This window comes from Pseudomonas sp. GM50, assembly GCF_000282375.1.
Lineage (GTDB): Bacteria > Pseudomonadota > Gammaproteobacteria > Pseudomonadales > Pseudomonadaceae > Aquipseudomonas.
Map to the genome: position 1 here is coordinate 1 of NZ_AKJK01000089.1, position 16,458 is coordinate 16,458.

General features: G+C 60.5%; 15 protein-coding genes. 10 read left to right on the forward strand and 5 right to left on the reverse strand.

The window, feature by feature from the left end:
- Positions 1-93: 93 nt before the first annotated feature.
- The 3 genes from PMI30_RS08325 to PMI30_RS08315 all read right to left on the reverse strand — a co-directional run bounded on the left by PMI30_RS08325 (position 94) and on the right by PMI30_RS08315 (position 2,062).
- Positions 94-882 carry an OmpA family protein gene (locus tag PMI30_RS08325; RefSeq protein ID WP_008012253.1) on the reverse strand — a complete coding sequence of 263 codons (789 nt, stop codon included), beginning with the start codon at positions 880-882 and terminating at the stop codon, positions 94-96.
- A gap of 56 nt (positions 883-938) precedes the next feature.
- Positions 939-1,352, reverse strand: a complete 414-nt coding sequence (locus tag PMI30_RS08320) for a DUF4398 domain-containing protein (protein ID WP_008012254.1) — start codon at positions 1,350-1,352, stop codon at positions 939-941.
- A 365-nt stretch (positions 1,353-1,717) separates the two neighbouring features.
- Positions 1,718-2,062 (reverse strand): hypothetical protein, encoded by a 345-nt coding sequence (locus PMI30_RS08315; RefSeq protein WP_007897668.1) that lies wholly within the window; start codon positions 2,060-2,062, stop codon positions 1,718-1,720.
- A gap of 317 nt (positions 2,063-2,379) precedes the next feature.
- Here PMI30_RS08315 and ppc point away from each other — a divergent pair, with 317 nt between their 5' ends.
- The 7 genes from ppc (at position 2,380) to PMI30_RS08280 (ending at position 9,837) form a co-directional block, all read left to right on the forward strand.
- On the forward strand, positions 2,380-5,010 hold the full coding sequence (gene ppc / locus PMI30_RS08310) for a phosphoenolpyruvate carboxylase (protein WP_008012257.1): 2,631 nt from the start codon (positions 2,380-2,382) through the stop codon (positions 5,008-5,010).
- A 302-nt stretch (positions 5,011-5,312) separates the two neighbouring features.
- Entirely contained in the window at positions 5,313-5,960 is a 648-nt protein-coding gene (gene adk / locus PMI30_RS08305) for an adenylate kinase (RefSeq protein ID WP_007906266.1), read from the forward strand.
- Positions 5,961-6,053: 93 nt separating this feature from the next.
- Positions 6,054-6,728, forward strand: a complete 675-nt coding sequence (tsaB, locus tag PMI30_RS08300; RefSeq protein WP_007906268.1) for a tRNA (adenosine(37)-N6)-threonylcarbamoyltransferase complex dimerization subunit type 1 TsaB — start codon at positions 6,054-6,056, stop codon at positions 6,726-6,728.
- Between the two features lie 298 nt (positions 6,729-7,026).
- Positions 7,027-7,332 carry a hypothetical protein gene (locus PMI30_RS08295; protein ID WP_008012259.1) on the forward strand — a complete coding sequence of 102 codons (306 nt, stop codon included), beginning with the start codon at positions 7,027-7,029 and terminating at the stop codon, positions 7,330-7,332.
- Positions 7,332-8,192 carry a DUF72 domain-containing protein gene (locus PMI30_RS08290; RefSeq protein ID WP_008012262.1) on the forward strand — a complete coding sequence of 287 codons (861 nt, stop codon included), beginning with the start codon at positions 7,332-7,334 and terminating at the stop codon, positions 8,190-8,192. The genes PMI30_RS08295 and PMI30_RS08290 overlap by 1 nt, the downstream gene beginning before the upstream one ends.
- A gap of 125 nt (positions 8,193-8,317) precedes the next feature.
- Positions 8,318-9,139: an isocitrate lyase/PEP mutase family protein gene (locus PMI30_RS08285; protein ID WP_008012264.1), complete on the forward strand. Its 822-nt coding sequence runs from the start codon at positions 8,318-8,320 to the stop codon at positions 9,137-9,139.
- Between the two features lie 2 nt (positions 9,140-9,141).
- Entirely contained in the window at positions 9,142-9,837 is a 696-nt protein-coding gene (locus tag PMI30_RS08280) for an extensin-like domain-containing protein (RefSeq protein ID WP_008012267.1), read from the forward strand.
- Between the two features lie 4 nt (positions 9,838-9,841).
- Here PMI30_RS08280 and PMI30_RS08275 read toward each other — a convergent pair whose 3' ends face one another.
- Positions 9,842-10,462, reverse strand: a complete 621-nt coding sequence (locus PMI30_RS08275) for a hypothetical protein (RefSeq protein ID WP_008012268.1) — start codon at positions 10,460-10,462, stop codon at positions 9,842-9,844.
- A gap of 94 nt (positions 10,463-10,556) precedes the next feature.
- On the opposite strand from PMI30_RS08275, the gene PMI30_RS08270 reads away from it, so the two are divergent.
- Positions 10,557-11,339, forward strand: coding sequence for a class I SAM-dependent methyltransferase (locus PMI30_RS08270; protein ID WP_008012270.1), 783 nt, complete (start codon positions 10,557-10,559; stop codon positions 11,337-11,339).
- 135 nt (positions 11,340-11,474) lie between these two features.
- On the opposite strand, the gene PMI30_RS08265 is transcribed toward PMI30_RS08270, so the two are convergent.
- Positions 11,475-12,119, reverse strand: coding sequence for a TetR/AcrR family transcriptional regulator (locus PMI30_RS08265; RefSeq protein WP_008012271.1), 645 nt, complete (start codon positions 12,117-12,119; stop codon positions 11,475-11,477).
- Between the two features lie 93 nt (positions 12,120-12,212).
- Here PMI30_RS08265 and PMI30_RS08260 point away from each other — a divergent pair, with 93 nt between their 5' ends.
- Together PMI30_RS08260 and PMI30_RS08255 are read left to right on the forward strand one after the other, a co-directional pair.
- On the forward strand, positions 12,213-13,313 hold the full coding sequence (locus PMI30_RS08260) for an efflux RND transporter periplasmic adaptor subunit (protein ID WP_008012274.1): 1,101 nt from the start codon (positions 12,213-12,215) through the stop codon (positions 13,311-13,313).
- A 6-nt stretch (positions 13,314-13,319) separates the two neighbouring features.
- Positions 13,320-16,391 carry an efflux RND transporter permease subunit gene (locus PMI30_RS08255; protein ID WP_008012275.1) on the forward strand — a complete coding sequence of 1,024 codons (3,072 nt, stop codon included), beginning with the start codon at positions 13,320-13,322 and terminating at the stop codon, positions 16,389-16,391.
- The last annotated feature ends 67 nt before the right edge of the window (positions 16,392-16,458 follow it).

The window sequence follows — 16,458 nt, forward strand, 5'->3', positions numbered from 1 at the left end:
GCAGGCTCGCTCCCACAGGGTTGAGTGATCGCCGGACAAAAAAGCCCCGCCTGATCAATCCATGCGGGGCTTTTGCGTTACCGCAGGTTCAATTTAGTTCGAGCTGATCGCCGAACGCGGGACGACAGGCTGGTTGTCATTGGAAATGGTCACTTCCACCCGACGGTTCATCGCACGGCCCGAGACGCTGGCGTTCTCCGCAACCGGGTATTCCTTGCCATAACCCTGGGCCACGATGCGCGCCGGGTCGACACCCATCTTGATCAGGGCCACTTGCACCGAGGTCGCGCGACGCTCGGACAGCGACTGGTTGTACGACGCCGAGCCGGTGCTGTCGGTGTAGCCTTCGACAATCACTTTGCGGTCCGGGTTTTCCTGAAGGAACTGCGCCAGTTTGTTGATATTCACCAAACCGTTGGACTTCAGGTCAGCCTTGTTGGTGGCGAACAGCACATCACCAAACGTCACCAGCGTGCCGCGATCGGTCTGTTTGGCATTCAGACTGTCTTGCAGCTGTTTGATCTGCTGGTCGCGGGCATCCAGACGAGCCTGGGCCCGTTGTGCCGCGGCATTTTTCAGGTTGTTTTCAGCGGTGCGCAGGGCGATGGTCTGCTTGGCCACTTCAACACGCTGATTGGTCAGGTAAGCCAGTTGGTCGACCTTGGCCTGGTCTTCCCTATCCAGGTAAGCCTTGTTGGCCTTATCCAGGTATTCGCTGGCGTCTTTGGTTTCCAGCGCCGCGACTTTGCTGGCTTGCGGGTTGGCTTGCAGGCCGGTGTAGTTGGTACGGGCTTGCTCCAGGTTCGCGTTGGGCGGTGTGGAGCAGGCAGCCAGTGCAACACTTGCGGCCAGGAGGGCGGGGATCATCAATTGTTTGCGCATAATGGTTCGTCCTTTCTATCGATAAGAGTTTCAGGTCTGAAAGTCGGGATGCGCGCTTACTGCACGGTGCGCTGACTTTCCTGACGCAGTTCCTGAACACCTTTCTGAGAGTCCTTCACAGCTTGTTCGGCTTTCATCGCCTGGGCCTTGCGCTCGGCGACACGGGCGTCCCACTCGGCTTGCTCGGCCAGCATTCTGGCTTCGTCGTACTTCTTGTCGTGCATGGCGATTTCGGCTTGTTTGAGCTTGTCCTGAGCGGCCTTCATTTCCACGGCGGCGAATTCGGTACCGCCAGCGCTGACGGCGCTGTTCACGGCGGACTGGGTCACAGCGTATTGCTCGCTCGGCGGGTTACCGGCGCAACCGGCCAGAACGAAGCTGCTGCCGATGGCCAGGGCCGCCAGTTTGAGACCGCGCAGAGGGGGGAACGAGAATGATGCGGTGCTGGTCTTCATGGTCTTCAACTCCATTGGATAACTCCTGAAAAACATCTGAATCCATCCTGGGCAAGGAGCCGCAACCATCAATTTCCAGATCATTTTGAAACGGCCGTCCCAGGCATGGTTACTGGGTGTGACCCGAGGCGTTTTTTAAAAGTTCAGAGAAGATGGCTTATCGCCCGAAAAAACCTGATCGAGAGGACAGGGCTCTAAATCGGGAACTTTCGGGTGGCACAGGGGTATCCACGGGGCTTTAAGTGACCCGCAAGTTCACCGTTCAGCAGGAGGAATGCGATCAAATTGTGGGAGCGAGCCTGCTCGCGATGGGGCCATGTCATTCAACATCAACGTTGACTGTTAAACCGCTATCGCGAGCAGGCTCGCTCCCACAGGAATCAGTGTTTCTGCTTGTCGTTATCGCCCGACAAATCGTGCAAATGACGACGGGACAAGGCGAGAAAACGCGGGGTCGGACCGACATCTTCGTACAGCGGATCACCTTCTTCATCGGTGGCCACCACCGTTGACCCTTTCACGTACGGAAAACTCGCTTCGAGTTCTTCCAGGGCGGCGCCGATCAACTCGCCGAGCAGTTCTTCGGGGTGCCGTTTAGGGTACATGTCGATAATTGCCGCCAGCCGTGCGGCGGCTTCTACGTCCAGATGAATCGCGTAGCCAGAGTCGGTCAGACGACCCTTGGCGTTTTCTTCCCAATGCTTGGCGAGCTCGCGGATTTTCATGATGACCTCGTTGCGCACCTGCTCGTGGCAGGCCGGGTGAGTGTCCGGCGGTGGCCGGTGATACGCCGTTGGACGGCTTATGGTTGAGATTAGCGGTAACGCTCGGTGTTTGAAGTCCTCGGCGTCGTCTGCTTGTAAGAACCGCTTTACGACGGCACTCTCTATGACAGAGCTTCTAACAACAAAGCATAGCCGCCAATGCCAGTGTAGGAGCCAGGCTTGCCGGCGAAGGCGTCCTTGAGAGCGCCTTCGCCGGCAAGCCTGGCTCCTACACTGGCGTTGAGCAAGCCGCCCGGATTTTCGCTGGAGAACTGCTGATGACTGACATTGATGCACGCTTGCGCGAGGACGTTCACCTGTTGGGTGAGCTGTTGGGCAACACCATTCGTGAACAGTACGGGGACGACTTTCTCGACAAGATCGAGCAGATCCGCAAGGGCGCCAAGGCTGATCGTCGCGGTTCGATGGACGCCGAACTCAGCGCCAGCCTCAACCAGTTGAGCGAAGACGAGTTGCTGCCGGTGGCGCGGGCGTTCAACCAGTTCCTCAACCTGGCCAATATCGCCGAGCAATATCAGCTGATTCATCGCCGTGAAGAATCGCAGCCCGCACCGTTCGAGGCCCGGGTATTGCCGGAATTGCTCGCTCGCCTGCTGACTGCGGGCCATGACGCCGAGTCCCTGGCCCGGCAATTGGGCCGGCTGGAAATCGAACTGGTATTGACCGCGCACCCCACCGAGGTGGCGCGTCGCACGCTGATCCAGAAGTACGATGCGATCGCCGCGCAACTGGCCGCCCAGGACCATCGCGACCTGACCACCGCCGAACGCGAGCAGATCAAGACGAAGTTGCAGCGCCTTATCGCTGAAGCCTGGCACACCGAAGAAATCCGCCGTACCCGCCCGACACCCGTGGACGAAGCCAAGTGGGGCTTTGCGGTGATCGAGCATTCGCTGTGGCAGGCGATTCCCAATTATTTGCGCAAGGCCGATCAGGCCCTGCATGCCGCCACCGGCCTGCACTTGCCACTGGAAGCCGCACCGATTCGCTTTGCCTCATGGATGGGCGGCGACCGCGACGGCAACCCCAACGTCACTGCCACCGTGACCCGTGAAGTGTTGCTGCTGGCGCGCTGGATGGCCGCCGATTTGTACCTGCGCGATGTTGATCACCTCGCCGCCGAATTGTCGATGCAGCAGGCCAGCGACGCCTTGAAAGCCAAGGCCGGCGACAGCGCCGAGCCTTACCGCGCAGTGCTCAAACAATTGCGTGAACGCCTGCGCGCGACCCGTAATTGGGCCCACGCATCCCTGACGGCAAACACGCCAGCGTCCGCCGATGTGCTGCAAAACAACCGCGACCTGCTGGACCCGCTGGAGCTGTGCTACCACTCGCTGCATGAATGCGGCATGGGCGTCATCGCCGATGGCCCGTTGCTCGATTGCCTGCGCCGTGCGGTAACGTTCGGGTTGTTTCTGGTGCGCCTTGATGTGCGACAGGACTCGTCGCGCCACACGGCGGCCATGACCGAAATCACCGATTACCTCGGTCTGGGCCGTTATCAGGACTGGAGCGAGGAAGAGCGCATCGCCTTCCTGATGCGCGAACTGAACAATCGTCGTCCATTGCTGCCCGCGTACTTCAAGCCGTCTGCCGACACCGCCGAAGTGCTGGCGACGTGTCGGGAAATCGCCGCGGCACCGGGGGCTTCCCTCGGTTCGTATGTGATTTCCATGGCCGGTGCCGCTTCCGACGTGCTGGCCGTGCAATTGCTGCTCAAAGAATCCGGTGTATTGCGGCCGATGCGCGTGGTGCCGCTGTTCGAAACTCTCGCCGACCTCGATAACGCCGGCCCGGTGATCGAAAAACTGTTGCTGCTGCCGGGCTATCGCTCACGCCTGCAAGGGCCGCAGGAAGTGATGATCGGTTATTCCGACTCGGCCAAGGACGCCGGCACTACAGCGGCGGCCTGGGCGCAGTATCGGGCGCAGGAGCGTTTGGTCGACATCTGTCGCGAGCAGCAAGTGGAGCTGCTGTTGTTCCACGGTCGCGGTGGCACCGTGGGCCGTGGTGGTGGTCCGGCACACGCGGCGATTCTGTCGCAGCCGCCGGGATCGGTGGCGGGGCGTTTCCGCACCACCGAACAGGGGGAAATGATTCGTTTCAAATTCGGCCTACCGGACATCGCCGAGCAAAACCTCAATCTGTACCTGGCAGCGGTACTGGAAGCGACCTTGCTCCCGCCGCCACCACCCGAGCCTGCCTGGCGCCATTTGATGGACGAATTGGCCGCCGACGGCGTCAAGGCTTACCGCGCCGTGGTGCGGGAGAATCCGCAATTCGTCGAGTATTTCCGCCAGTCCACCCCGGAACAGGAGTTGGGGCGGTTGCCGTTGGGCAGCCGCCCGGCCAAGCGCCGCGCCGGCGGGATTGAAAGCCTGCGCGCCATTCCATGGATCTTCGGCTGGACCCAGACGCGCCTGATGCTGCCGGCCTGGCTGGGCTGGGAAGCGGCATTGAGCAAGGCGCTGGAGCGCGGCGAGGGTGAGTTGCTGGGACAGATGCGCGAGCAGTGGCCGTTCTTCCGTACCCGCATCGATATGCTGGAAATGGTACTGGCCAAGGCCGACGCCGATATCGCCCAGTCTTACGATGAGCGCCTGGTCGAGCCGGATCTGCTCCCTTTGGGTGCGCATTTACGCGACCTATTGTCGCAGGCGTGTGCGGTGGTCCTGGGGTTGACCGGTCAGTCGCAGCTACTGGCACATAGCCCAGCTACGCTGGAATTCATCCGCCTGCGCAACACTTACCTCGACCCGCTGCATCTATTGCAGGCCGAACTGTTGGCACGTTCGCGGCAACAGGATGTGGCCCAGGGCAGCCCGGTAGAACAGGCGTTGCTGGTGTCTGTGGCGGGGATTGCCGCCGGTTTGCGAAATACCGGCTAAGGTTTTCATCGTGGGGGACAGGCACCCGGCGCGAGCGTCGGGTGCCTGCTGGCGAGCGGTCGAAAAGGTCTGTCACGCGACAGTTAATGATGGGGTTGCGACTTGGGTTACCCCTTCGCAAGGTCTCATCAGGCTCGGGTTTCTCCGACTTTCGGCGGCTTGTGTGGGCCGGGCCTGCTGTGTATCTTGATCAGCCTTTGACCGTTTGGGCGGTCACGACCCTATTTCTGAGATTGGCCCCACGTGGCGAATCCATTGTTTTGTTTAAGTTATTCTAAATAAAAAATTGAGGAGCACATCTAATGCGCGTCATTCTGCTGGGAGCTCCCGGGGCCGGTAAAGGTACTCAGGCTAAGTTCATCACCGAGAAATTCGGCATTCCGCAAATCTCTACCGGCGACATGCTGCGTGCTGCTGTAAAAGCCGGTACCGAGCTGGGTGTTAAAGCCAAAGGCATCATGGATGCCGGTGGTCTGGTCTCTGACGATCTGATCATCGCCCTGGTCAAGGACCGTATCGCGCAGCCTGACTGTGCCAACGGTTTCCTGTTCGACGGTTTCCCGCGCACCATTCCGCAAGCTGAAGCACTGGTAGAAGCGGGTGTGGAACTGGACAACGTGGTCGAAATCGCCGTCGATGACGAAGAGATCGTTCAGCGTATCGCCGGTCGTCGCGTTCACGAGGCCAGCGGCCGCGTGTACCACACCGTCTACAACCCGCCGAAAATCGCCGGCAAAGACGACATCACCGGTGAAGAGCTGGTGCAGCGCAAGGACGACACCGAAGAAACCGTGCGTCATCGCCTGTCGGTCTACCACTCCCAGACCAAACCACTGGTAGAGTTCTACCAGGGGCTGGCCTCTGCGCAGGGCAAGCCGAAATACAGCCATATTCCGGGTGTTGGCTCGGTTGAAGTGATCACCGGCAAGGTGCTTGAAGCACTGAGCTGAAAAGTCTGATCGGCTTCATCTTCTACGGCCCGCTTGCGGGCCGTAGTTGTTTATACTGACGCACTTTTTCTGACCTCTCTTACGGAAACATCGATGAGCACCTTGCTGGCCCTGGACACCGCGACTGAAGCTTGCTCCGTTGCCTTGCTGCATGACGGCAAAGTCACGAGTCATTACGAGGTGATCCCGCGCCTGCATGCGCAGAAGCTGCTGCCGATGATCCAGCAACTGCTGGCCGATGCCGGGACCACGCTGCAAGCGGTCGATGCCATTGCGTTCGGCCGTGGACCGGGCGCATTCACTGGTGTGCGGATCGCCATCGGTGTGGTGCAAGGTCTGGCGTTTGCGCTGGATCGCCCGGTGTTGCCGGTCTCCAATCTCGCTGTCCTCGCCCAGCGGGCCTATCGCGAACACGGCGTCAGCCAGGTCGCGGCGGCCATCGATGCGCGCATGGATGAGGTGTATTGGGGTTGCTACCGCGAAACGGCGGGGGAGATGCGGTTGGTGGGCAACGAAGCTGTGTTGCCACCCGAAGTCGCCGCATTGCCGGCCGATGCCAGCGGCGAGTGGTTCGGCGCGGGCACCGGTTGGGGCTATGCCGAGCGCATTGCCGTCAACCTGAGCGGCTCGGATGCTGGCATGTTGCCTCACGCCGAAGACCTGCTGACCCTGGCGCGCTTTGCCTGGGAGCGCGGTGAAGCGATCGTGGCCGATGAGGCGCAGCCAGTATATCTGCGCGATAAAGTGGCGACGCCAAAAGCGCGTTAATCCAAGGTTGATAGGGCCTTCTGTGGCGAGGGGGCTCGCCCTCGTTGGGTCGCGAAGCGGCCCCAAAATCACCACCACATTCCCCTGACGCACCGCATTGGCTGGTTTTGCGACTGCTTCGCAGCCGAACGGGGGCAAGCCCCCTCGCCACAATCAGCATTTCATCTCTAGCCAATCGTCACTTTCTAACCTGCGCTTTTAAACCTTTTCGCTTTTCTGTGTTCTAGTTATCACTCGACAGTTTGCGAAGTGGGCTATGTGCCACTAAGCTGCCATCACTGATACCGGACATGTACTCATGCGTATAGACGGCGTTTCCTCCCAGTCCTACCCCATCAAGCGCAAGCCCCGCAAAGGCCCTGTGGCGGATGACGACTACGTCGATATCGACGGCGAGCTGGAAATTCCTTCCGAAGAGCAGTTGGCCGCCCGTGCCGCCAAAGCTTCCGCCCAACGCCTGAGCAATCTCCCCGCGCGTCAACAAGACATGATTTATCACCGCGCCATGAGCAAAAGCGTGGCGATGGCACTGGCCAGTTACCTGAGCACCGCCACGTTTGTCGATTGGGAAGCGGATGTACTGGGTCTCGACCTGTACATCTGATGCGGCTGCCTTACTACCTCGGCTGCCCGTCCTGGAGTGAAAACGCCTGGCGCGAGTACCTGTATCCGCAAGACGCCAGGCCCACCGAGTTTCTCAATCTTTATTCTCAAGTGTTCAACGCCGTGGAAGGCAATACGACTTTCTACGCGAGCCCCTCTGCCGCCACCGTGCAGCGTTGGGCCGAAATCATGCCCGAACACTTTCGCTTCACCGCCAAATTCCCCGGCGACATCAGCCACAGCGGTGACCTGCGCGAACAATTGACCGCCGCCCAGACATTTCTGCAATTGCTCAGCCCTCTGGGTGAACGGGTTTCTCCCCTCTGGCTGCAATTGTCCAAAAGCTTCACTCCTCAACGCTTGTCCGAGCTGGCCGGTTTTATCGATGCGGTGGACCGGCCTTTGGCGGTCGAAGTGCGGCATGACGAATTCTTCGCCAAGGGCGATGCCGAGCGGATGCTCAATCGCCTGTTGCTGGACCGCGGTGTCGAGCGCATCTGCCTCGATCCACGAGCGCTGTTCAGCTGCACCTCCACCGATTCTTCGGTGCTCCACGCCCAATCGAAAAAGCCCCGGGTGCCGCCTCGACCCGCTGCGTTTACTCAGTTTCCACAGGTGCGTTTCATCGGCCATCCTGTGCTTGAAGCCAACGATCCATTCCTGGTGCCGTGGGTCGAGAAAATCGCTGCCTGGATCGAAGAGGGCCGCATGCCCTATATCTTCCTGCACACCGCCGATAACCTGCTGGCAGCGAAACTGGCACAACGTTTTCACGCACAACTGATGCTGCGTTTGCCTGGCTTGCCGCCGCTGCCTGAGCTATACAGAGAGCCCGCCGCCGAGCAACTTGGCTTGCTCTGAAGCGGCTTCGTTCCCAGCTGTAGGAGCCAGGCTTGCCGGCGAAGGCGTCCTTGAGTGCGCCTTCGCCGGCAAGCCTGGCTCCTACGAAAAGCGGTTCATCTTTCCCCTTTTTCAGGAGCCTGCCAATGGATGCGCAAACCCTTCGAGCCCAGGCGTTCAAAGCACTGCACGAACGCGAGGGCACTTTTGTCATTCCCAACCCTTGGGACGCCGGCTCGGCGAAAATGCTCGCCAGCCTTGGCTTCGAGGCGCTGGCGACCACCAGTGCCGGTTACGCCTTTTCCCGGGGGCGTCCCGATGGTGGGTTGACGCTCGACGAAACCCTGGCGAACGTTGAAGCGATTGTCGCTGCCACTGATCTGCCGGTAGCGGTGGATCTCGAAAACGGCTTCGCCGACGCCCCTGCTGACTGCGCCCAAAGTATTCTGCGGGCAGCCAAGGCCGGTGCCGTTGGCGGTTCGATCGAAGATGCCACGGGGCGCGAAGACGGTCCGATCTACTGCTTCGAGCATGCTGTGGCGCGTATCGAAGCGGCTGTCGCGGCGGCTCGCAGCTTGCCTTTCCCCTTCGTGCTGACGGCGCGTGCCGAGAACTTTCTGCACGGCAATCCTGATCTCGACGATACCATTCGCCGCTTGCAGGCTTTCGCCGAGGCGGGAGCCGATGTGCTTTACGCACCGGGGCTGCGCAGCGCTGAAGAGGTCTTGGCGGTGGTCCGCGCCGTGGCGCCGAAACCGGTCAATGTGTTGATGTCCGGCGGGCTCAAGCTGACGGTCGAGCAGTTGAGTGAGATGGGCGTCAAACGGATCAGCGTCGGTTCGGCCCTGGCCTTGGCGGCGTATGGCGAGTTCTTCCGCGCCGCCGAGGAAATCCAGCAACACGGGACCTTCGGCTTTACCTCCCGCTCGATGCCGTTCCAGAAGGCCAATCAATTGTTCAAAGGCTGACGATGCGGTTTCGGTGGGGGCTGTTGCTGGTGCTGTTGATCATCGGCGCTGGCGGGTTGAGCGTCTGGCGCGGCTGGGTTTCCATTCCTCCGCAATGGAACCCATGGGCGCCGCTGGACGTAAAGGCCGAACCGAACCTGCTGACCCGCTACAAACTGATGCGCCTGCGCGATGACCCGCAGTTATGCGACCAGGTCCTGAGCAGCTCAGGTTTGCGAGTGGCTCGGCAGGCCGACAGCCCGGACGCGACTTGCCCGTTAACCAACACCTTGCGTGTGCAAGGTGGCGAGGCGGCGCTGAGCAGCAGTTTCCTCGCCAGTTGCAGCCTGGCGGTAGCGTTCGCCTTGTTCGAGCGCCACGCCCTGCAACCGGCGGCTCAGGCTGTCTACGGGCAGGCTGTGAAACGGGTCGACCATCTCGGCAGCTTCGCCTGTCGCAACGTCTACAACCGCGAAAATGGCAGACGCAGCCAGCATGCCACGGCCGATGCACTGGATATCAGCGGATTCCGGCTGGCGGACGGCCGATTCGTCAGCGTGCTCAAGGATTGGCCGAAGGATAACCAGGACGCGAGATTTCTCCATCAGGTCCGCGACGGTGCGTGCGACATGTTCAGTGTGGTATTGAGCCCGGACTACAACGCCGCCCATCGCAATCACTTTCATGTGGATGTCGGGCCGTGGTGGCGGTGCCGCTGAAGGATTATGCGGCGATGCGCAGGTTCTGCAGAACGATCGGGCGTGCCCAGCCGTTATCGAAATCCAATTGTTTCTGTTGTTCCACCAGCTCTTCGGGCGAGAACGGCGGGAATGGTTTGTCCAGCAGGTCGAGTTCGAACTCGGCAATCGGCAAGTGCAGCGGACGCGGTTGTGGTGCGGTGCCAGGCTCTGGCAATGCTTGACCGGCAGTCAGCACGATCGGGCGTACCCAGCCGCTGTCGAAGTCCTGTTGTTTCTGTTGCGCGACGATTTCTTGCGGCGGGAATGGCGGGAACGGTTTGTCGGCCAGGTCCATTTCGAACTCGGCAATCGGCAGGAACAGGGGCTCGGGTGGGCGGACTGGTGTTTCCATCACATCACATTCGCGCTGAGAAATGATGTGCGCCAGCAGCTCGCTGCCAACGGTCGGTTCGACCGGGCTGTCGAGATCAACCGGCGGAAAGTTGAGAGATTCCGGCACGACATCGCCCGACTGATCGGCCAGGGCCTGGGCAAAAAAATCCTGCCACAGGTGACTGACGCCGCTCAGTGCTTGGGAATTTCGCAGGCCAAAATCGCCGTGGGGCGAGATGTAACCTATCGATGTGCGTTGAATGTCTGACATTTCTCTCGGTCGACGCTCAGCTCTGGCAAAATGCTCGATAGTTTGGTTATCGGCCATTTTTGCCGATCATTAATTTTTTCGAGCGTGTTTTCCCATGATTGAGCAACCTGCGGCCTGCCGCATCCATGTCGAGGCCTTGGGCACGACCTTTCAGCCACAGGCCGAGCAATGGGCCGAGCGCCTGGGGTTGCCGTTGCAGGTGGATGACGGCGAGTTTGCCTTGCAGGTGGGCGAGCAGGGGTTGCAGCTGCAACAACTGGGGCCGGACGCACCGGGACCGGTGCGGGTGGATTTTGTCGAGGGCGGTGCGGCCCATCGTCGGTTGTACGGCGGCGGCAGCGGTCAGATGATCGCCAAGGCGGTCGGCGTCGCCCAAGGCGTGCGCCCGCGCGTGCTGGATGCCACGGCGGGGCTGGGCAAGGACGCGTTCGTGTTGGCCAGCCTGGGCTGCGAGATGAGCTTGATCGAGCGCCAGCCGCTGATCGGCGCCTTGCTTGAAGATGGCCTGGCGCGCGGCGCGGAAGATTTCGACGTAGCGCCGATCGTGGCGCGGATGCGTTTGCTCAAGGGCAACTCGATCGAGGTGATGCGCAACTGGGAAGGCGAGCCGCCGCAGGTGATCTACCTCGACCCGATGTTTCCCCATCGAGAGAAAACCGCGTTGGTGAAGAAGGAAATGCGCCTGTTCCGGCCGCTGGTCGGCGATGACCCGGATGCGCCGGCATTGCTCGAAGCGGCATTGGCCCTGGCCAGTCACCGGGTGGTGGTCAAGCGCCCGCGCAAGGCGCCGTGCATTGACGGGCCGAAGCCGAGTCATGCGCTGGATGGCAAGTCCAGCCGATACGACATTTATCCGAAGAAAGCGCTCAAGCCCTGAGACCGTGTCGCCCCCATCGCGAGCAGGCTCGCTCCCACATTAGATTTGTGGTGGACACAAAATGTGTGATCACCCTAAATCCACTGTGGGAGCGAGCCTGCTCGCGATAGCGTCGGCCCAGACACTACAAATCGATCAGACCGACTCTGGCCGATAAGCCCGCATAAACAACCCCACCACTTCCCGCACATGGGCTTCAGCCGCATCCCCGGTCACCGGCTCGCCGCAGCCGTACAGCAAGCGGAAATTCCCCGCGCCCTTGAGCAGGCAAAAGAAATGCTCGGCGGCATTGCGCGGTTTATCGATGCTCAATGCACCGCTCTGATTGACCTTGTTCAGCAACCCCTCCATGCCGTGAAGTACGCGTTCTGGCCCGGCCTGGAAGAAAATCAGCGAGAGTTTCGGGTCCTGGCTACCCAGCGTCATCATCAGCCGATGCAGGTTCACCGATTCATCGCTGTTGATCAGCTGATGAAAGCCGCGTGCGATGTTCAGCAGCACGGTTTCCACCGCAATGCCGTCCGGCAATTCAAAAAACAGCGGTGGCAGTTGCTCCTCGCACTTGGCCACCACCGCGGCGGAGAACAGCGTCTCCTTGTCGTTGAAATGGCTGTAGACCGTCAGCTTCGACACACCGGCCTCGGTCGCCACGGCATCCATGCTGGTATTGGCGTAACCCTTACTCAGAAACAGAATTTTCGCCGCATCGAGGATTGCCTGGCGCTTGGCCAGATCCTTGGGGCGACCCGGACCGCTGGGTGTTGAAAGATTGTTAGACATTCTTCGCTTTAATACTGGACTGGTGAGTTTGCTATTAATAACATACTGGTCAGTATAATTATTCCAAGCACCATTAGCGAAAGGTCCTTCACCATGTTCCGCTATGCCTTGCCCCTCGCATTGCCGGTCTGTCTGGCTTTTTTATTGTCTGCGTGTGGCCATGAAGAGGCGCCTCAAGTCACCGTCCGCCCGGCCATGGTCATACAGCCAGAGCCCTCGGCTCAGGCCATGGAAAGTTATCCCGGTGAAGTCCGCGCGCGCTATGAACCAGATCTGGCCTTCCGCATTGGCGGCAAAGTCAGCCGACGACTGGTCGAGGAAGGCCAGCGGGTCAAGGCTGATCAACCCTTGGCGGAACTGGATCCTCAGGACGTGCGCCTGCAACTGGAAGCCACCCGTGCCCAGGTCGCGGCCGCAGAAGCCAACCTGAGCCTGGTGCGCGCCGAGCGTGATCGCTACAAGACCCTGATGGAGCGGCAGATGGTCAGCCGTTCGCAGTACGACAATGCGGAAAACCTCTATCGCTCCGGCGAAGCACGCCTCAAGCAAATCAAAGCCGAATTCAACGTATCGACCAATCAGGCCAGTTACGCGGTGCTGCGCGCGCCGCAGGATGGCGTGGTGGCCAAACGTGCGGTTGAAGTCGGGCAAGTGGTCGCGGCCGGGCAAACCGTGTTTACCCTCGCCACCGATGGCGAGCGCGAAGTGTTGATCAGCTTGCCGGAACAGAGCTTCGGTCGCTTCAAGGTCGGCCAGCCGGTCTCGGTGGAACTCTGGACCCAACCCGATCAACGTTTCCCCGGACGCATCCGTGAGTTGTCGCCCGCCGCCGATCCAAAATCGCGCACTTTCGCCGCCCGCATCGCTTTTACCGCTGGCAAGGTTCCCGCCGAACTGGGCCAGAGTGCCCGGGTATTCATCCAGACTGCCGAAGTCGTAGCGTTATCGGTGCCACTGTCGGCGGTCACTGCGGAAAACGGTGCCACTTATGTGTGGGTGGTCGGCGCCAACAACACCCTGAAGAAAGCCCCGGTGCGGGTCGGTGCATTCGGTGAGAAAACCGTGCCGGTGCTTGAAGGCCTGAACGCCAGCGACTGGGTGGTGGCGGCCGGTGTTCATGTGCTTCACGACGGGCAGCAAGTGCGCCCGGTGGATCGCTCCAACCGCGTGGTCAATCTGGCGCACAAGGAGTAATCCCCGATGGGTTTCAATCTTTCCGAATGGGCGCTGCGTAACCGCCAGATCGTACTGTTCCTGATGCTCCTGCTGGCCGTCGTCGGGGCGTTGTCCTACACCAAGCTGGGCCAAAGCGAAGACCCGCCGTTCACCTTCAAGGCCATGGTAATTCGTACCAACTGGCCGGGGGCCACGGCCGAGGAAGTGTCGCGTCAGGTCACCGAGCGTATTGAAAAGAAACTGATGGAAACCGGCGAGTACGAACGGATCACCTCGTTCTCCCGCCCGGGCGAGTCCCAAGTGACGTTCATGGCGCGGGATTCCATGCATTCGGTGGAAATCCCGGACCTCTGGTATCAGGTCCGCAAGAAGATCGGCGACATCCGTCAGACCCTGCCACCGGGCATCCAGGGCCCGTTTTTCAACGATGAATTCGGCACCACCTTCGGCAATATTTACGCCCTGACCGGCGAAGGTTTTGATTACGCGGTGCTCAAGGACTACGCCGACCGCGTCCAGATTCAGCTGCAACGGGTCAAGGATGTGGGCAAGGTCGATCTGATCGGGCTGCAGGACGAGAAGATCTGGATCGAACTGTCCAACGTCAAACTGGCCACCCTCGGGTTGCCGTTGGCGACGGTGCAGCAGGCGCTTGAAGAGCAGAACGCGATGTCCAACGCAGGTTTCTTCGAAACCACCAGTGAGCGTTTGCAGCTACGGGTTTCGGGGAATTTTCAGACGGTCGACGAGATCAAGAACTTCCCGATCCGGGTCGGTGATCGCACGTTCCGCATCGGCGATGTGGCGAATGTTCGTCGTGGCTTCAACGATCCACCGGCCCCGCGCATGCGCTTCATGGCTGAAGACGCCATCGGCCTGGCCGTGGCCATGAAAAGCGGTGGCGACATTCTGATTCTGGGCAAAGCGCTGGAAGTCGAATTCGCCCGGATCCAGAAAAACCTCCCGGCTGGCATGCAACTGCGCAAGGTGTCCGATCAACCCGCGGCGGTGAAAACCGGTGTCGGCGAGTTCGTCCAGGTACTGGTGGAGGCCCTGGCGATTGTGTTGCTGGTGAGTTTCTTCTCGCTCGGTGTGCGCACCGGCATGGTCGTAGCACTGGCGATTCCGCTGGTGTTGGCGATGACCTTCGCCTGCATGTATTACTTAGGGATCGGCCTGCACAAGATTTCCCTCGGCGCGCTGGTACTGGCGCTGGGGTTGCTGGTGGACGACGCGATCATCGCCGTGGAAATGATGGCGATCAAAATGGAGCAGGGCTTCGACCGGGTCAAAGCCGCCAGCTATGCCTGGACCAGCACCGCGTTCCCGATGCTCACCGGAACGTTGATCACCGCTGCCGGTTTCCTGCCAATCGCCACCGCGCAATCGGGCACCGGCGAATACACCCGCTCGATCTTCCAGGTGGTGACCATCGCGCTGTTGGCGTCGTGGGTTGCCGCCGTGGTCTTTGTGCCTTATCTGGGGGAAAAACTCCTGCCGGACCTGGCGAAAATTCACGCCGCCAAACATGGCACCGGCGACGGCCAACCAGACCCCTATGGCACACCGTTCTATCAGCGCGTCAGGCGCCTGGTGGAGTGGTGCGTGCGTCGGCGCAAAACGGTGATCGTCCTGACCATCGTGATGTTCGTCGCGTCAGTGGTGTTGTTCCGTTTCGTGCCACAGCAGTTCTTCCCGGCTTCGGGACGACTGGAGTTGATGGTCGATCTGAAGCTGGCCGAAGGTGCCTCCCTGAGTAACACCGCCGAGGAGGTCAAACGCCTCGAAGGCCTGCTCAAGGATCACGCCGGGATCGACAACTACGTGGCTTACGTCGGCACCGGTTCGCCGCGTTTCTACCTGCCGCTGGATCAGCAACTTCCGGCAGCGAGCTTCGCCCAGTTTGTCGTGCTGGCCAAAACTATCGAAGACCGCGAAACCCTGCGCACCTGGCTGATTGAAACCCTCAACGAACAATTCCCGGCGCTGCGCTCGCGGGTCACGCGGCTGGAGAACGGCCCACCGGTTGGCTATCCGGTGCAGTTCCGGGTTACCGGTGAGCACATCGAGGAAGTCCGCGCATTGGCCCGTAAAGTCGCGGCCAAGGTTCGCGAGAACCCACACGTGGCCAACGTGCATCTGGACTGGGAAGAGCCGAGCAAAGTCGTTTACCTGAACGTCGATCAGGACCGCGCCCGGGCGCTGGGTGTGAGCACGGCAAACCTCTCGAGTTTCCTGCGAAGTTCGCTGACCGGTGCCAGCGTCAGCCAGTACCGCGAAGACAATGAATTGATCGAGATCCTGCTGCGCGGCACGGTGCATGAGCGCACTGAGTTGGCGTTGCTGCCAAGCCTGGCCGTGCCGACCGACAATGGTCGCAGCGTGGCCCTGTCGCAGATTGCGACGCTGGAATACGGCTTTGAAGAAGGCATCATCTGGCACCGTAACCGCCTGCCCAACGTGACGGTTCGCGCCGACATCTACGGCAAGGAACAACCGGCGACGCTGGTGCAGCAAATAATGCCGACCCTCGATCCGATTCGTGCCGAACTGCCAGACGGCTATCTGCTGGACGTCGGCGGTACGGTGGAAGACTCGGCTCGCGGGCAGAACTCGGTGAAGGCCGGCGTGCCGTTGTTCATTGTGGTGGTGCTGACGTTGCTGATGCTGCAACTGCGCAGTTTCTCGCGCACGGTAATGGTGTTTCTGACGGCGCCACTGGGGCTGATTGGTGTGACGCTGTTTCTGATGGTGTTCCGCCAGCCGTTCGGTTTTGTGGCGATGCTCGGGACCATCGCCTTGTCCGGGATGATCATGCGTAACTCGGTGATTCTGGTGGATCAGATTGAGCAGGATATCGCTGCCGGGCTTAAGCCTTGGCAGGCGATTATCGAGGCGACGGTGCGGCGGTTTCGGCCGATTGTCTTGACGGCGTTGGCGGCGGTGTTGGCGATGATTCCATTGTCTCGCAGTGTGTTTTTCGGGCCGATGGCGGTGGCGATCATGGGCGGGCTGATTGTGGCGACGGCGTTGACGTTGCTGTTTTTGCCTGCGCTGTATGCGGCTTGGTTCAGGGTCCGTAAAGAGTCTGTGTGATTGTTTGGTCTTGGCGGCCTTCGGGCCGACCATGTTTTGGTTGGGTTGTGTACATATCCGTTGCTGC